Raw genomic sequence first — 17241 nt, forward strand, 5'->3', positions numbered from 1 at the left:
AATTTACTCCTTTGCAGCCTGAAGAATCTCTTTTATAGCTTCTGTTCTATTTTCACGATTAAAAATAGCACTTCCAGCAACAAGAACGTCTACTCCAGCATCTGTGCACTGCTTAGCCGTATCTTTATTAACACCGCCATCTACTTCGATTTCGAACTGTAGACCAAATTCCTGTCTCCATTCAGCAAGCTTTTTAACTTTAGTTAATGTATGTTGAATAAATTTCTGTCCACCAAATCCCGGATTTACTGTCATAATCAATACCATATCTACATCAGGCAATATTGGTAATAAGGATTCTGCTGGCGTTGCTGGATTGATGACTACACCAGCCTTCACACCATTATCTTTAATTAGTTGGACGGTACGATGTAAATGCACACAAGCTTCTTGATGTACCGTTATAATAGATGCACCGCTTTTTGCAAAAGACGGAATGTATGCATCAGGATTTTCAATCATTAAATGAACATCGAGCGGAAGATTTGTAACTGGGCGAATAGCATCAACTATTAAGGGACCAATGGTTATATTCGGAACAAAATGCCCATCCATTACATCCACATGAATATAATCTGCTCCCCCTTCTTCCACATCCTTAATCTCTGATCCTAATTTTGCAAAATCTGCTGACAATATTGATGGTGCTATTTTTGTCATATTTTAATACCTCGGCTTTCTTGACTGTATTTCTTCTAAGAAATGAATATAATGATCATATCTGAACGATTCCACTTCTCCATTTTCTACAGCTGATTTTACGGCACACTTCGGTTCTTTATAATGCAGGCAGCCCCTAAATTTACAACCCTCACGAAGTTCCAATAATTCAGGGAAATACTCTGTTAAATCCACTGCCTGAATACTACTAAAATCCAAAGCACTAAACCCTGGTGTATCAGCTACTAATCCACCATAAACTTCAATAAGTTCCACATGTCTAGTCGTATGCTTCCCTCTTCCAAGACTGCTGGAAATTTCATTCGTTTCTAAAAAAAGCGAAGGCTTTATCGCGTTAATCAAAGAAGATTTACCAACACCCGATTGCCCGGCAATAACCGAAACCTTCCCCTCAAGATAATTACGTAAATCAGGAAAATCCCTAGCATCTTTTGTTGATAGTAGCTCTACTTTGTAGCCAATATTTTCGTAAATCCTTTGATAATCTTCCATTTTCGCTTTCTCTTTGTTAGACAATAAATCCATCTTGGTAATAAAAATAACTGGATCTATATTTTTTGATTCAATCAATACTAAGAAACGATCCAGTAAGATTGTACTGAAATCTGGCGAAATGGCAGAACCAACGATGATTGCTTGATTGATATTTGCAATCGGTGGACGCACTAGTTCATTTGTTCTAGGTTTGATTTTCATGATATACCCTTCATCCGGATCATTTATCTCAAATTCAACAAAATCACCTACTAGAGGGGTAATCTTTTTATTACGAAATACCCCTCGTCCTCTACATTGGTATACGCTGTCCTCTGATTTAACATAGTAAAATCCACTTAAAGCCTTGATTATTCTGCCTTCTGCCATTTATTCACCCTCTTCTTCATAATGTAATGTTTCACTCTTTATTTCCTCGTCATCTCGTAATACACGGTACTCTGCACTTCCACCTGGTTCAATCATAACCGTAAAAGTAATAACTTCATCCTCTGTAATTGCTCTGTCGATTTCTGGGACAGATGGGTCACTATCCATATCATCTATATATACTCTTATTCGCTGCTCAACTGGAGGTTCATTGCCAGGTTGTTCCGAATTGTCGTTCTGTTCTGCACCAGGTTGTTCTTGTGATTCTTTTGGTTCATAAGGCACTGACACTTCTATTTTTCGTGATTCTGGAGGCAATTCCTTAGGACCACGTGAAATATAAACATTAACCGTTTCACCCGGTTCAACCTTCGACCCTACAGATGGTTCTTGGTTGATAACAGTTCCCTTTTCCTCTTCAGAATACTCTTTTATTGGATTCATTTTTAATCCGTTTTTCTCTAAATAAGATTTTGCCTCGTCTTCTGTAAAATTCCTGAGATTCGTTAATATGATTGGTTCCGGTCCCAGACTCACTTCAAAAATTACCGTTGTTTCCTCCGGTACAACTTCACTACCAGGTACAGGAAAAATCTGAGCTGTTATTTCACCCTCTGGTTTATCAGAGTGTTTGTTAGTGGGAGAAAAATTTTTAAATCCTTCCAATTCTAGTTTTTTCTTAACGTCACTGTAATCTTGACCAACATAATCCTCTAATTCTACTTTTTCTTTACCCGAACTTACATAAAGTGTAACTGTTGATTGTTCTTTAACCGTTCTACCAACGTTTGGATTAATTCGAACGACAAGTCCTTCTTTCACTTCCTCAGAAGGTACCATTTCCTCTTCCACCACTAGACCAAGTTCCTCTAACGTATCACTCGCATCATCTGCTTCCATTTCAAGAACATCTGGGATTACCACATCCTTGGGTTGGAAAATTCCAGGTATAACAAATAAGGCGATAATCCCCGATATAGCTAAGAGAAGAATGATTGACAGAACAATAGGCCATTTTCTTCTTTTCTTCTTTTGATTTTTAGGTTTCTTACCCTTCTTTTTCTTGTCATCGGAGCTAGCTTCTATATCAGTCGGTTCTAGATGACTCTTCTCACCTAGATGTTGCTTCGTTGTACCGTTTGTATGATGAATAATCGTCTCCTGATCAAAGTTCTCCTCTAATTGATTATCGGTAATAATAGGAATAGCCTTTGTTTCTTCCCCTACTTCAGCTGGAGGAGAATAGGGTGGCTCATGAAGCTTATCAGGATGAAGAGCTACATTAATCGCCTCTTCTAAATCATAAATTGTCTCATAACGATGGAATGGGTCCTTAGCTGTTGCCTTTAAAACAATGTTTTCTACACTTTGCGGTATATCCTGATTAAATCGTCTAACAGAAGGCGTATCGCTTTGTAAGTGCTTTAAGGCAATAGAAACTGGAGACTGTCCTGAAAAAGGTAACCTTCCCGTCAACATTTCAAAAAGCACGATACCAAGTGAATAAATATCTGATTTTTTAGTTGCCATTCCACCTCTTGCTTGTTCTGGTGATAAGTAATGAACAGACCCTAAAATCGAATTCGTCTGTGTTAAAGCCGTTGCACTTAATGCGATAGCAATCCCAAAATCAGTTACTTTTGCCTGACCAAAATTATCTATCAATATATTTTGTGGTTTTATGTCCCGGTGAACAATATCATTTGCATGGGCATGAGCTATCGCTGAGGTTATTTGCTTCATAATATCCAATGCTTCTTCAACACCAATTGGTCCAAATCGTTGTATGTATTCCTTTAAAGTCATCCCATCCACATATTCCATAACCATATAAAGCAGATGTTCTTCTTCCCCTACATCATAAATACTAACAATGTTAGGGTGTGAGAGACTGGTGGCAGATTGGGCTTCGCGGTCAAATCGTGCAATAAATTCCTCATCATTTGCATATTCCATACGAAGCGCTTTAACAGCAACATCACGTTCTAAAATAATGTCTCTTGCTAAAAAAACATCGGCCATTCCACCGCCGCCAATTTTAGCCTTAATTCTATAACGTTCATTCAAAAGGTGACCGCTGTTCATTCACGTACACCTTCTTCCACCAAGAAAGAATTGGACAGTAGAATAAGAGAAATATTATCTTCTCCACCACGACTATTTGCAAGTTCAATCAATTGTTGACCTATTTGTTGAAGCTGATTCTGTGAATGAATGATTTCGAAAAGTTCATTATCCGAAATTTTATCAGTCAGTCCATCTGAACAAAGTAAAAGTGTGTCATCCTCTTCAATCGTTATGGTTTTTATATCGGGATCAACCTTTGATTCCGAACCTAACGCTCGTAATACCACATTTTTTCTTGGATGGTGTTTTGCATCATCTTTTGTTATCTGTCCTGATTGGACCAAAGCATTGACTAAAGAATGATCCTCTGTTACTTGATTAAAACCTGTTTCATTTAATAGATAGCAACGACTGTCACCAATGTGGGCTACTGTAAGAAAGTCATCAACATGGACAACGATAACTAATGTCGTCCCCATACCCTCACACTCTGTATATTTTTGTGCATGTTGATAGATGGATTCATTAATTTTGTAAATTGTACGAAATAACCATTTCTCAACTTCGTCGGGTTTCTTAAACGTTTCACTACTTTCCCACTTTTCCTGGATGAAAGAAGTGGCCATTTGACTTGCAACATCACCCGCTTGATGGCCGCCCATTCCATCCGCAATAATAGCTAACATCTGATTTTGAGAATTATAGTATATTCCACCAGAATCCTCATTAAGTGCCCTAACCTTACCTCGGTCTGTCAGGAATATTCCTTGCATCTTATCCCCCCTTAGGCATTGCGTACAGAATACATGTTTCTTATCCAAGTATTACACAATTCCTCTGATTAAAGTACATGATTAGTCAATTTTTTTAAATCTAGTAAGAAAAAATCCGTCTGTTTGGAAATCTTGGGGAAATAGTTGGAATCCAAACTCTGTTAAACCATTTGCTCGTCTCATATCTTCAGGTAGTTCCTCAAAAAATGATGGGTCCACTTTAAATTCATCATGATTTTCAAGAAATCTTTGTACAACCTGTTCATTTTCCACCCTATCCACTGTGCATGTACTATATATGAACAAACCACCTTTTTTCAAAAGCGGTGCAACACTATCCAATATTTCTAATTGGATTGTTGAAAGAGTGGTAATATCTGATTCCTTTTTATTATATTTTATCTCTGGTTTACCTCGTATAACTCCTAAACCAGAACACGGAGCATCAACTAAAATACGATCGAACGTTTCTGGCTCATGTATAGATTGTAGTTTTCTTGCATCCGATGGGTTGGCATGAATGATTTGCAATCCTAACTCATCTGCTTTATGGTTAATTAAGTTTACTTTCTTTTTGTGTAAATCATAAGCATAAACTGTTCCTTGATTCTCCATTTTTTCAGCTATATGTGTCGCTTTTCCACCAGGAGCACTACATGCATCAAGCACCTTCATATTCTGTTCTGCACGAAGCATCTCTCCAACGAGCATAGAACTTTGGTCCTGAATGGTTACATATCCATTCCTAAATAAATCAGTGGACAGGATATTTCCCTTTTCGATAATAATTCCCTGATTAGAAAAAATGGACGGCTTGACTTCAAAGCCCTGTTCCGTCAAACTCTTCATCGCTTCATCAACAGTTGTTTTTAATGGTTGTACACGAATAGATTGATGTTTCTTAGAACTATTTGCTTCACACATTCGTTTAGTCGTTTCATAACCATACTCATCCACCCACCGTTTGACAAGCCATTCTGGATGACTGGTTTCAACAGATAGCCTTTTTAATTTATCCTTAATCTCGGAAGTATCTGGAACCCCTTTACGCTGGACATTTCGTAATACTCCGTTAACAAAGCCACTGATTCCTTTATGACCACGTTTCTTAGCAATTTCTACCGCCTCATGTATGACAGCATGGTCTGGTACCTTATCCAGAAAAGCCATTTGATATAGGGACATCCGTAATAGTATCCTTACCCATACATCCATTTTCTTCTTGGGACTAATAAATTGATTAATATAATAATCTAATGTTATTTTACGCTGTAATGTACCGTAAACAATTTCAGTTAGAAGCTTTTCATCTTTAGCATTAATCCTCTTAGATTTAATCTCGTGGTCGATTAAAAGGTGACTAAAACCTTGATCCTTTTCTATTCGGATGAGTAAATCTAATATTGCGTTTCTTAATCCATATTCTTTCATTTTAACCACCTAAAATAATACCTGTCTGAATTCGATTTCTAGCACCTCTCAAATAATCCTTAACAGGCATTCTTTTTTTTCCTGCAGGTTGTATCTCTGTAATATTAATACCACTGTGTTCACCACAGACTACAGTAAAGTAATCCTCTTCTACACGGACAATTTCACCAGGTTGTCCTTTGGTTTCAGATGCTGTCGGTACCCCCCACCAGATTTTCATATTCTTTCCTTCATATGTCGTTGCTGCGACCGGCCATGGATGTAATCCACGAATTTGATTATATATTTCTATATTGGATTTGGTCCAATCAATTCTTTCTTGTTCTCGTTTGATATTAGATGCAAACGTTGCTTTACTATCATCCTGTTTAATAGGGGTTATATTTCCACTAAAAAGCTTTGGTAACGTATCTAATAATAGTTCGGCACCTGCTTCAGACAATTTATCATGCAAAATACCTACATGATCTTCTCCTTCTATTGGAACCGTCACTTGTGAAAGAATATCACCTGCGTCTAATTTTTCTGCCATATACATTATCGTGATGCCTGTTTCATTTTTTCCTTGAATAATGGAATAATGAATCGGTGCCCCGCCACGTAATTCTGGTAGTAATGAAGCATGAACATTAACACAGCCATATTTAGGTTTCTCTAGCAACTCCTTTGGTAATATTTGACCATATGCTGCTGTAACAATAATATCTGGAGCATAAGACAATATTTTATTATATTCATCTCTTATTTTATCTGGTTGAAATACTGGTATACCATGTTTTTCTGCTTCTACTTTAACTGGTGGTGGTGTGATGGCACGCTTTCTTCCTTTTGGTCGGTCTGGTTGAGTAACAACTAGTACCACTTCATATTCTGTTCCTATAAGTGCTTGCAATACTGGCACTGAAAAGTCAGGTGTCCCCATAAATACGATTCGTTTCATTGTCGTACCTTCTTTCTAAATAGGTTGTTCAAAAAGTTTAGTGTGAAGATGACACATCGAGTTTCTCGACCTTTTTATCCTCCTTTTTTGAACACATACAATTACTACCATTTCCCATCATACCTACATTAGATGGTATGGTTGCATGTCAATCGAAATTATAAAATCTTCTTTCCGGACATCTTCAAATTGGGTTAAAATTTGATTTAAATTGGTTCGTAAATTTGGCTCATTTCTATATTTTATCATGCATTGATACCTATATCTATCCTTTATTCGCGGGATTGGTGAAGGTGTTGGTCCTAGCACAATCGTTGTTGGATTAACTTTTTTCATTAATAGATGCACAAACCTTTGTGCATTTTGAACGACTTTTACCTTATTTTCATGTGAAAATGTGATAAGAACTAAAAAATAGTATGGCGGATACCGGAATTTTTTTCTCATTCCCATTTCTCTTTTATAAAAGTCTATAAAGTTATATTCACTAGCAAGTTTTATACTATAATGGTCAGGAGTATACGTTTGGACTAAAACTTCTCCTGTTAATTCATGTCTACCAGCTCGTCCACTAACTTGTGTTAGAAGCTGAAATGTTTTTTCACTAGAGCGGAAATCTGGCAAATGAAGCATGGAATCAGCGGTTAAAACACCAACTAATGTAACATTTTCAAAATCTAATCCTTTTGCAATCATTTGTGTCCCTAGTAAGATATCAGCTTTATACTCACTGAACTGCCTTAATATCCTTTCATGGGACCCTTTCTTCCGAGTTGTATCCACATCCATCCTTAAAATTCTTGCCTGTGGAATAAGTTCGGTTAGTGCTTCCTCCACTCGCTGTGTTCCTGTCCCAAAATAACGGATTAAGTCACTACTACATTCCGGACAAATAGTTGGTACCATTTCTTCGTAGGAACAATAATGACATTTAAGTCTATTGCTATTTTTATGATAAGTTAATGCAATATCGCAATGTGGACATTCATTGACATGGCCACAATCCCTACACATTACAAAAGTAGAATACCCTCTGCGATTTAATAAAAGAACAATCTGTTCCTTATTCGCAATACATTTCTCCATTCTTTCTTTTAGCTTTCTTGAAAACATCGTCCGATTTCCTGCATGCAACTCAGCACGCATATCAATTATATCAACATGTGGCATTGGCTGATCATTTGTACGTTTACTTAAGGTTGCAAGCTTATAAACATCTTTTGCAGCCCGAGCATAAGACTCTAAAGTCGGTGTTGCACTACCTAATACAACGGGACAGTGATGGTGCTTCCCTCTGTAAATAGCAACGTCTCTTGCATGATACCGAGGATTATCTTCTTGTTTATAGGTCGTCTCGTGTTCTTCATCGATTATGATGATGCCAATATTTTCAAAGGGTGCAAAAATGGCTGACCTTGCACCAACGACAACCTGTACCTCTTTACGCTGAATCCGTCTCCATTCATCGTATTTTTCACCTGCTGATAGGGCACTATGCATAACTGCTACATTTTTCCCGAATCTACCTTTAAATCGGTTTACCATTTGCGGGGTTAGGGCAATTTCTGGTACCAGAACAATTGCTTCTGCGCCTTTATCTATCACTTGTTGAATGGCTTGAAGATAGACCTCCGTCTTTCCGCTCCCTGTAACACCATGCAATAATATGACATCATGATGATTCGTATGTATTGATTCCAAAATCGGTTCAATCGCATTCTTCTGTTCATCCGTCAACTCTAATGCAGTTGTTCTTTCAAATTGATGGTCATCATAAGGATTTCTTAATACTTCTTCCTTATAGGTTTCTAGCAATCCTTTATCAACCAAATTTTTCACAGTTTGATTGGTTGTTTGAAAATTCTTCAGTAGTTCTTTCTGTGGTACAGGTTCAGTATTCTCGATAAAATACGAAAGCAATTGTTTCTGTTTTTTAGCGTTTTTCGGAATATCTATTATCGCTTCCTCAAGAAAATGAGATTCACGCGCAGGTTTAATCATTAAAACCTGCTTTTTGGTTATTCTTGATTGAACAATATAGTCAATCGATATGTCACCTGATTGGATGGATTTCTGTAGTTGATAGTAGCTTATTTTTCGTTTTTCAAATTCTTCATACGACACCACGTATCGTCCAGCAAATAAATTCTCTAATTCGTCTGGTAACATGGCGTCAGTCATCCGAACAATTTCCTTTTTATATTTTGATTTAAGAACCTGTGGCAGCATCGCTTGAAGTGCTGTAATCGACAAACTCAGTGTTTCCTTCGCTACCCATTTCCCTAAATCTAATAATTCCTCTGTTAGAACAGGTATAACGTCTAGTACATCAATTATATCTTTCAGCTTACTAAACGTTGATTCCGAAACCCTTTCCACTACAAAACCCATTATCTTTCTAGGGCCGAATGGGACAATAACTCGCATACCTGGCTTAAGCATATCCTGAAATTTTAGGGGAATGGAATAATCAAATGTTTGGTTAGTCGAGCTTGCAGGCACATCTACAATGACCTTTGCTATATTCACTACTGATCATCCTTCATATCTTGATAAATCGAGTATAAAAGTTTTCTAGCCACTTCTTTTTTTGTTGCTCGAGCAAATCCTTTTTCATTTCCATCTTTATTTATGTATGTGACTATATTCGTATCTACACCAAAACCAGCACCCTCTTGTGCAACGTTATTGATAACAATGGCATCTAGATTCTTTTTTTGTAACTTATTCATACCATACTCTATCGGATTTTTCGTTTCTGCAGCAAATCCTACTAAAAATTGATGTTTTTTTTCTTGTCCTAAAGAATGTAATATATCTTTTGTCCTTTCCATTTCCAATTGCCAAATCCCATCCTGCTTTTTCATTTTGTGGTCAAAAACCATTTTAGGTCGATAATCGGCCACTGCTGCAGCTTTAATTACAATATCATTTTCATGGAAAAACTCATGCATGGCGTTATACATATCATCAGCTGATTCGATATCGACTCTCTTTATATGCGAATCAGATACCTGCTGATTTGTCGGCCCTGTGACCAAAGTTACACGAGCACCCAATTCAGCTGCTACCTCTGCAATAGCAAATCCCATTTTACCTGAGGACCTATTTGTAAAAAATCGTACCGGATCAACCTTTTCTCGTGTTGGGCCTGCAGATACTAAAAGTTTTTTTCCTTCTAAAAATGTATCAACTTTCTGATGTTCCTGAATGACATTAATAATTGTTTCTGGTTCCTCCAGCCTACCTTTTCCAACATAACCGCAAGCTAGATATCCCGCTCCAGGCTCAATAAAGTGGTATCCCCATTCTTCTAATTGTTTCATATTCTTGGTAACGGCTGGATGAGCATACATATGTACGTTCATAGCAGGTGCGATGTAGACGGTTGCTTCGGTTGCTAATATAGTAGTCGTAAGCATATCATCGGCCATCCCATTTGCTAATTTACCAATAACATTTGCAGTAGCGGGGGCAATGATAACGAAATCTGCCCAGTCGGCTAAATCAATATGTGCAATTTTTTCTGGATCTTTTTCATCAAATGTATCCGTGTACACAGGATTCCTTGATAGCGCCTGGAAAGTTAATGGTGATACAAATCCCATTGCATTCTCAGTCATAATCACTTTCACATTTGCACCCTTTTGTGTTAACTTACTGGTTAAGGCGCATGCCTTGTATGCTGCAATTCCCCCAGAAACACATAGTAAAATATTTTTTTGATAGACCATTTATATCGCCTCACAAACATTTCATCATATTCTAGTATATTTATATCATATTTAAAACGTCTATTAACAATAAAAGCCCCCGTACTATCACGAGGGCCTTTTATTATTTATTTCTCTAAATATAATTTACCTGCTACGACTTCCTCAAGTGCCATCCCAACATATTTATGTGATTTAGGTTCCTCTACCTGTAAATCCTTTGTTTCACTTAGTTGTCTTGCACGCTTAGCTGACAAAATGACAAGTGTATATTTAGATTTCACTTTTTCCTGCAATGAATCAATCGATGGTTCTAACATCATATTTGATCATCCTCCAATATCTTTTTATATTGAGCAGCAATCCGTTCTCTTTTTAGATGTTCGCTTTGGATAATAGACTCAATTTTGGATACTGCGTGGTCAACCTGATCGTTAACTACAACATAATCATAAGCATCCATCATTTCAATTTCTTTTCTAGCTTCTTTCAAACGGTTAATGACTAAATCATTTGATTCTGTACCACGTCCAAGTATACGATTTTTCAATTCGTCTAAACTGGGTGGGAAAAGAAAAATGAATACACCTTCCGGGAAGTTCTCCTTCACTTGCAAAGCACCTTGAACTTCTATTTCTAAGAATACATCATCACCCTTTTCTAATGTTTCCTCAACATATCTCCTAGGTGTCCCATAATAGTTATTAACATATTTAGCATATTCTAAAAGTTCATTTGCTTCAATAAGCTGTTCAAATTCCTCTTTTGTTTTATAAAAATAATCAATTCCATCTGTTTCACCAGGTCTTTTATCCCTCGTTGTCATCGAGATGGAGTATTGCAAATCTGTTGCTTTCTCAAATAACCTTTTTCTAACCGTTCCTTTCCCTACTCCAGATGGTCCCGAGAGAATAAATAAAATACCTTTCTCATCAATCAAAACATTTCCTCCTAAATAATTGGAATAAATTGGTTATTCAAAAGTCCAGTAAAAATGACAGTTCGGTATTTATAGTTGAAGACAGGGGAACGTTTACTAAAACCATTACTAGAAAAGAAGTGCACTTTTCTAACGCTGGGTTCATTCCCAAGTAACGTTTCTTATACTATAAGCTTCGCCAATCGAACTTTTCAGGTGCACAGGACGTTCCATTGTCAGTGCTCTCCACAAATGTTTTCAGTGGGATGAGTAACCGCAGTCAGGACATTAAGACTTTAGTCAACCGGCCATTTTATCCTCCTTCTGAACACTTACAAAAAGGAATTATTCCTCTGTAATCTCATCATTACTTATGACACGCTGGCCGACCGTTTCAGGCTGAACCGCAGACAATACAACATGGTCACTATCTGTGATAATCACAGCTCTTGTTCTCCGACCGTATGTTGCATCTATTAATTTATTATTATCTCTTGCTACATTTACAATTCGTTTTATCGGTGCTGACTCTGGTGAAACAATTGAGATAATCCGATTGGCAGAGACAACATTACCGAAACCAATATTTATTAAACTTAAATTCAAATTTCTTCCCCCCCCTATATCTACCGTTTATATGTAACCTAACCATTATTGTACAATAAAAAAGAAAAACATAGCAATTCAAGGGTTTGTACCGATTTATTATACAATAAATAATCATGAAAAAGATAGTTCTTCTTAATATTTCTTTCTATGCTCCACTTTTCCATATAAATACAACATGATATATCGATGGTTTGAAATTACCAATACGCTTCATTCATTATACATAATTTTGATACAACAAAAAAGGAACAACCCGAAAAGATTCACCTGATCAGGTTTGTTCCTTTATTTTGGTATTTTTCTATATATTATTTTCATTTCATAGATTGCTGAAGCTGCTTCCTTGGAAAATGGTTGTATCAATGATATATATTTTTCGTCATAACAACATGATAATTAGGTCATAGCATTATTTTTTAAATCCAAATAACACTGTTGGTATTGCACTTAAAGCACCGATGAATAACCAATCTCTTAATGCTAAGCTTGTTGTATGGAAGATTGGTTGTAGTAGTGGCCAGTAAATGACAACAAGCAGTAATAGGATGGATGATATAACTGCCACGATAAGATACCAATTTCCAAAAGGGTTTCGATCAAAAATGGAATTCTCTGTACGACAATCAAATACATGAATTAATTGGGCCATGACCAATGTTGAGAATGCAACGGTTTGGGCATACACTAAATTATCCGGATTGTTTTGATAAGTTAGCATAAAGGCAATTAAAGTCACTAATCCGATTAAAATCCCCCGACTAATAATCTTATATCCCAATCCTCTTGCAAAAACTCCCTCTCTTGGATTACGAGGAGACCGCTTCATCACGTTATCTTCGGCCTTGTCAAGTCCCAATGCCATGGCTGGTAAACCATCTGTTACGAGGTTAACCCATAGTATTTGGACAGGAACGAGAGGCAGTGGCATTGCTAGCAACATCGCAAATAGCATCACTAATATTTCCCCAACATTCGATGCCAATAAGTAGCGGACAAACTTCCTTATATTCTCGTAAATATTTCTGCCTTCCTGTATAGCAGACTTGATTGTTGCAAAATTATCATCCATTAATATAAGAGATGAAGCTTCTTTGGTTACGTCCGTACCACTAATTCCCATACTAATACCAATATCACTCGCTTTAATAGCTGGTGCATCGTTAACACCATCCCCAGTCATTGCTACAATATGACCTTTTTCCTGAAATGCCTTCACAATTTTTAATTTATGTTCAGGTGTTACCCTTGCAAAAACATAAGTTTCTTCAATTACATCCTCTAATTCCTCAACAGACATTTTATTTAATTGATGTCCTTCTAACACCATTCCATTTTCTGGCATTAAATTTAAATTTCTAGCAATGGCTTGTGCTGTATTTACGTGGTCTCCTGTAATCATCACCGTTTTTATACCGGCTTGTCTACATTCTTCTATTGCTGATTTAACTTCTTTTCTTGGTGGATCAATCATACCGAACAAACCAATAAAGGTTAGATCCTTTTCTAAAAATCCTTCATCTAATGATTGATTCTTTGTTAATGGCTTTACTCCAATCGCAATCGTTCGGAGGGCTTTATCAGCCATATCACTAATAGAGCGATTGATTCTTTGTTTATCTTCCTTTCGAAGAAGTGAACGTTCTTCCCCTTCTAAATAATAGGATGACCTAGGTAATAGCACATCTGGCGCACCCTTTGTAATTAACAAACGGATTCCATTTTCATCTTCCACTACTACACTCATTCGTTTTCTATCCGAGTCGAATGGGATCTCTTTAATAATTTTAAATTTCTCTGCATCCACTTGTTTTAATCCTATTTTTCTTGATGCAACTAGGAGTGCACCGTCCGTTGGGTCTCCATCAATAAAGTACTTCCCTTTTTTCACTACCAATGATGCATTGTTACAGAGCATTCCATACAAAAGCATTTTTTCTAAGTTCGGATAATTACCTTCAATTCTCGTCTTATCCAAGTAAAAATCGCCATGTACATCATAACCATCCCCTGTAACATATAAATGCCTTCCATTTAAATATATTTCTTTTACAGTCATTTTATTTTCTGTCATGGTTCCTGTTTTATCTGAACAAATAACAGATGCTGTTCCTAAGGTTTCTACAGCAGAAAGCTTTCTTACAATCGCCTTTTTTCGAATCATACGTTGAACACCTAAGGATAATGCGACAGTAACAATAGCTGGTAAACCTTCAGGAATCGCGGCAACTGCAAGGGATACGCCTGCCAGAAACATTTGATACATTGGATTCCCTTGGAAGATACCAAGTATAACTACTAGTGCGGTCAATAATAATGCTACAATGATTAATATTTTCCCTAATTCAGCTAATCTTCTTTCAAGTGGTGTCATGGTTTTCTTCGTATTTACCATTAAGGAAGCAATTTGTCCCATAACGGTATTCATCCCAGTGCCGACGACAATACCGATACCTGAACCTCTTGTTACTAGCGTTCCCATAAAACCCATATTTGCCTGATCCTGGGCTTCTAAATCTTCTTGATGTATGGCACTAGCATGTTTAACAACTGGCAAGGATTCACCAGTAAGAGCTGATTCCTCTGTTTCCATACTATTTGATTTCGTTATACGAATATCTGCTGGAACCCTGTCACCACTATTAACCCGAATAACATCTCCAACAACTACATCCTTTGATAGGATTTTCTCCCACTTTCCCTCTCTTAGCACATTTGCCATTGGTGCCGATAACTCTTTTAATTTTTCCAATGACTTTTCCGCTTTTTGTTCTTGGAAATAACCAATAAAACCATTCACTAATACAATCCCCATAATGGCGATTGCATCGATGTATTCACCTAGAAGTCCTGCGATTAATGTTGCGGCTAATAAAACAATTACCATAAAATCCTGAAACTGTTTTAGAAATATTAGCCACTTCGGTGTATTTTTTTGTGATTCTAGCTGATTTAGTCCATACTGTTTCCGTCTTTCCTCGACCTGTTTTGAACTCAGTCCTTTCGACGACAATACATACATTTTCTGCTCTACTTTTTCAACATCGAACTGATACCACTTCATCTGCATTCCTCCGGGATATAGATAATACATTCTTGTAGGGAAAAGCTTTCAGCCTCTATACGAGTAAAGCATAGAAAAAGCCGGACCCACTTTTCTCTATTTATTTCTTTGTCCAAAAAGGAGGTTAAAAAAGACAGGTCTGCTAGGTTCTCTTACTGTCCTTGGACTGCGGTTACTCGTACCACCGAAAACATTGTGGAGAGCACCAATACTAGCAAATCCTGTACGCCTCAAAGTTCAAGTGGCGTAACTTTGAACACAAGGGAAGCTCCTTAAACACCAACGAGAACCATGGACGTATATTTTTACCGTACTTTTTGAACAACCTCTAATGGATATCTATGCATACTTGTCCGTAAAAATGCTATAATTACCGTTGGAGGTGATAGAAATGCCATTTGATGGTATTGTCACTAGAGCAGTAACGGAAAAACTTAATGGAACACTTTCATCTGGAAGAATTACAAAAATTTATCAACCTACGGAAACAGAATTAGTTTTTACCGTTCGAAAGCAAGGTAAAAACCACACATTACTATTATCGATTCACCCTACATATACACGTTTTCATTTAACAAATGATTCCTATAAAAATCCAAAGGAAGCTCCAATGTTCTGTATGATCCTTAGAAAACATTTATCAGGAGCAATGATAGAGGATATCAAGCAATATGGATTAGAGCGGATTGTTACATTTACAATTCGGTCTAGAAATGAAATCGGGGACATTAGTCAAAAACATCTAATCATTGAGCTGATGGGAAAGCATAGTAACATTATGCTCGTTGATGCAGATAAGGGACATATTATCGATAGCATGAAGCATATAAGCTTTTCCCAAAATCGCCACCGCACTATTTTACCTGGCCAGGAATACATCTTACCCCCTTCTCAAAATAAATTAAATCCACTTCATATAAGTGGGGAAGATTTGATTAAAAGGCTTGATTTCAATGCGGGAAAAATGGAAATGCAGATTGTGCATACACTAGATGGTTTTTCACCCTTTATCGCAAAAGAACTTGTTAACCGTACTCATTTAGGTTCTCAAGAGTTGTACGCCAAAGTATTTACTGAGATAAAAGAGCAGTTAATAGAAAATAAATATCATCCGGCTATTTACCATAATCAAAAGGAAGAGTTCCATGTTATCCCTATCCACTCCTTTAAAGGGGATAAAACAGATTTTGAAGATGTACATCATATGTTAGATGCCTTTTACTCCGGAAAAGCTGAACGTGACCGGGTTAAACAGCAAGCTAAAGACTTAGATCGTTTCATAAAAAATGAAAAAAACAAAAATGAACGTAAATTGAAAAAGCATCAAAAAACAATGATGAAAGCTGAGAATGCAGACCAATATCAACGACTAGGTGAATTGCTTACAGCACATATGCATCTAGTTTCCCAAGGGGATAAAGAAGTTAAAGTTATTGATTACTATGATCCAGATCAGAAGGAAATCGTCATTTCTTTGAATCGAAATAAGACACCAAGTGAAAATGCACAAAGTTTCTTCAAAACCTACCAGAAACTTAAAACATCAAAACAAGTAGTAGAAAAAGAAATAGAAAAGACGAAAGATGAAATAAACTATTTCAAACAACTATTACAACAAATAGAAGTAGCAAGTGTGGATGATATTGAAGAAATACGGGATGAACTTCGAGATGAGGGCTATTTGAAAAAACAAAGAAAAGGAAAGAAAAACAAAAACAAACCAGCTAAACCGGTTCCTGAAAAATATATTTCCTCTGATGGAACAGAAATATTAGTTGGGAAAAACAATAAGCAAAATGAACATTTGACAATGAAATTAGCACGACGGGATGAAATATGGTTGCACACAAAGGATATCCCTGGCTCACATGTTGTTATTCGTAACCAGGAACCGAGTGAAACAACCTTAACAGAAGCTGCTCAAATAGCAGCGTACTTTAGTAAGTCACAAAACTCATCTACTGTTCCTGTAGACTATACAAAAGTACGGCATGTCAAAAAACCAAATGGGGCAAAACCGGGCTTTGTAATTTACGAAAATCAAAAAACTGTCTTTGTAACACCTTCTAAGGATATTGTTGATAAATTGAAACAATAGGTTCTTTTATTTTTTTCCTCCATTTTTGAGGTGGGAGTATAAATGCTCCTTAACCTTCGAAAAAAAAGCGCAAGCATTCCTTCAT

Annotated in this window: 13 protein-coding genes; 1 reads left to right on the plus strand and 12 read right to left on the minus strand. The window is 36.8% G+C overall.

Annotated elements, in window-relative coordinates; translation table 11 throughout:
• Positions 1-3 precede the first annotated feature (3 nt).
• The 12 genes from rpe to CAO17_RS08740 all read right to left on the minus strand — a co-directional run bounded on the left by rpe (position 4) and on the right by CAO17_RS08740 (position 15058).
• Positions 4-660: a ribulose-phosphate 3-epimerase gene (rpe, locus tag CAO17_RS08685; protein ID WP_085992432.1), complete on the minus strand. Its 657-nt coding sequence runs from the start codon at positions 658-660 to the stop codon at positions 4-6.
• Positions 661-663: 3 nt separating this feature from the next.
• On the minus strand, positions 664-1545 hold the full coding sequence (gene rsgA / locus CAO17_RS08690) for a ribosome small subunit-dependent GTPase A (protein ID WP_085992433.1): 882 nt from the start codon (positions 1543-1545) through the stop codon (positions 664-666).
• Positions 1546-3630 (minus strand): Stk1 family PASTA domain-containing Ser/Thr kinase, encoded by a 2085-nt coding sequence (pknB, locus tag CAO17_RS08695; RefSeq protein WP_085992434.1) that lies wholly within the window; start codon positions 3628-3630, stop codon positions 1546-1548.
• Positions 3627-4385, minus strand: a complete 759-nt coding sequence (locus CAO17_RS08700; RefSeq protein ID WP_085992435.1) for a Stp1/IreP family PP2C-type Ser/Thr phosphatase — start codon at positions 4383-4385, stop codon at positions 3627-3629. Before CAO17_RS08700 ends, pknB begins: the two co-directional genes overlap by 4 nt.
• A gap of 81 nt (positions 4386-4466) precedes the next feature.
• Positions 4467-5816 carry a 16S rRNA (cytosine(967)-C(5))-methyltransferase RsmB gene (rsmB, locus tag CAO17_RS08705; protein ID WP_085992436.1) on the minus strand — a complete coding sequence of 450 codons (1350 nt, stop codon included), beginning with the start codon at positions 5814-5816 and terminating at the stop codon, positions 4467-4469.
• 1 nt (position 5817) lies between these two features.
• Positions 5818-6756, minus strand: coding sequence for a methionyl-tRNA formyltransferase (gene fmt, locus CAO17_RS08710; RefSeq protein ID WP_085992437.1), 939 nt, complete (start codon positions 6754-6756; stop codon positions 5818-5820).
• 123 nt (positions 6757-6879) lie between these two features.
• On the minus strand, positions 6880-9285 hold the full coding sequence (gene priA, locus CAO17_RS08715) for a primosomal protein N' (protein ID WP_085992438.1): 2406 nt from the start codon (positions 9283-9285) through the stop codon (positions 6880-6882).
• On the minus strand, positions 9285-10490 hold the full coding sequence (coaBC, locus tag CAO17_RS08720; protein ID WP_085992439.1) for a bifunctional phosphopantothenoylcysteine decarboxylase/phosphopantothenate--cysteine ligase CoaBC: 1206 nt from the start codon (positions 10488-10490) through the stop codon (positions 9285-9287). The genes priA and coaBC overlap by 1 nt, the downstream gene beginning before the upstream one ends.
• Positions 10491-10597: 107 nt before the next feature.
• Positions 10598-10792 (minus strand): DNA-directed RNA polymerase subunit omega, encoded by a 195-nt coding sequence (rpoZ, locus tag CAO17_RS08725; protein WP_085992440.1) that lies wholly within the window; start codon positions 10790-10792, stop codon positions 10598-10600.
• Positions 10789-11409: a guanylate kinase gene (gene gmk, locus CAO17_RS08730; protein WP_085992441.1), complete on the minus strand. Its 621-nt coding sequence runs from the start codon at positions 11407-11409 to the stop codon at positions 10789-10791. Before gmk ends, rpoZ begins: the two co-directional genes overlap by 4 nt.
• Positions 11410-11733: 324 nt before the next feature.
• Complete coding sequence (remA, locus tag CAO17_RS08735) at positions 11734-11994, minus strand: extracellular matrix/biofilm regulator RemA (protein WP_085992442.1); 261 nt, start codon at positions 11992-11994, stop codon at positions 11734-11736.
• Between the two features lie 412 nt (positions 11995-12406).
• Positions 12407-15058, minus strand: coding sequence for a calcium-translocating P-type ATPase, SERCA-type (locus tag CAO17_RS08740; protein WP_085992443.1), 2652 nt, complete (start codon positions 15056-15058; stop codon positions 12407-12409).
• Between the two features lie 391 nt (positions 15059-15449).
• Here CAO17_RS08740 and CAO17_RS08745 point away from each other — a divergent pair, with 391 nt between their 5' ends.
• Positions 15450-17156: an Rqc2 family fibronectin-binding protein gene (locus tag CAO17_RS08745; protein ID WP_085992444.1), complete on the plus strand. Its 1707-nt coding sequence runs from the start codon at positions 15450-15452 to the stop codon at positions 17154-17156.
• The last annotated feature ends 85 nt before the right edge of the window (positions 17157-17241 follow it).

Origin of the sequence: Oceanobacillus senegalensis (genome assembly GCF_900176885.1) — a bacterium.
Taxonomy (GTDB): Bacteria; Bacillota; Bacilli; order Bacillales; family Amphibacillaceae; genus Oceanobacillus; species Oceanobacillus senegalensis.

Excerpts from the sequence above, each read along its gene's own strand:
- rpe (WP_085992432.1), bottom strand. The coding sequence starts at position 660 with ATGACAAAAATAGCACCATCAATATTGTCAGCAGATTTTGCAAAATTA.
- rsgA (WP_085992433.1), bottom strand. The coding sequence starts at position 1,545 with ATGGCAGAAGGCAGAATAATCAAGGCTTTAAGTGGATTTTACTATGTT.
- pknB (WP_085992434.1), bottom strand. The coding sequence starts at position 3,630 with ATGAACAGCGGTCACCTTTTGAATGAACGTTATAGAATTAAGGCTAAA.
- CAO17_RS08700 (WP_085992435.1), bottom strand. The coding sequence starts at position 4,385 with ATGCAAGGAATATTCCTGACAGACCGAGGTAAGGTTAGGGCACTTAAT.
- rsmB (WP_085992436.1), bottom strand. The coding sequence starts at position 5,816 with ATGAAAGAATATGGATTAAGAAACGCAATATTAGATTTACTCATCCGA.
- fmt (WP_085992437.1), bottom strand. The coding sequence starts at position 6,756 with ATGAAACGAATCGTATTTATGGGGACACCTGACTTTTCAGTGCCAGTA.
- coaBC (WP_085992439.1), bottom strand. The coding sequence starts at position 10,490 with ATGGTCTATCAAAAAAATATTTTACTATGTGTTTCTGGGGGAATTGCA.
- rpoZ (WP_085992440.1), bottom strand. The coding sequence starts at position 10,792 with ATGATGTTAGAACCATCGATTGATTCATTGCAGGAAAAAGTGAAATCT.
- CAO17_RS08740 (WP_085992443.1), bottom strand. The coding sequence starts at position 15,058 with ATGAAGTGGTATCAGTTCGATGTTGAAAAAGTAGAGCAGAAAATGTAT.
- CAO17_RS08745 (WP_085992444.1), top strand. The coding sequence starts at position 15,450 with ATGCCATTTGATGGTATTGTCACTAGAGCAGTAACGGAAAAACTTAAT.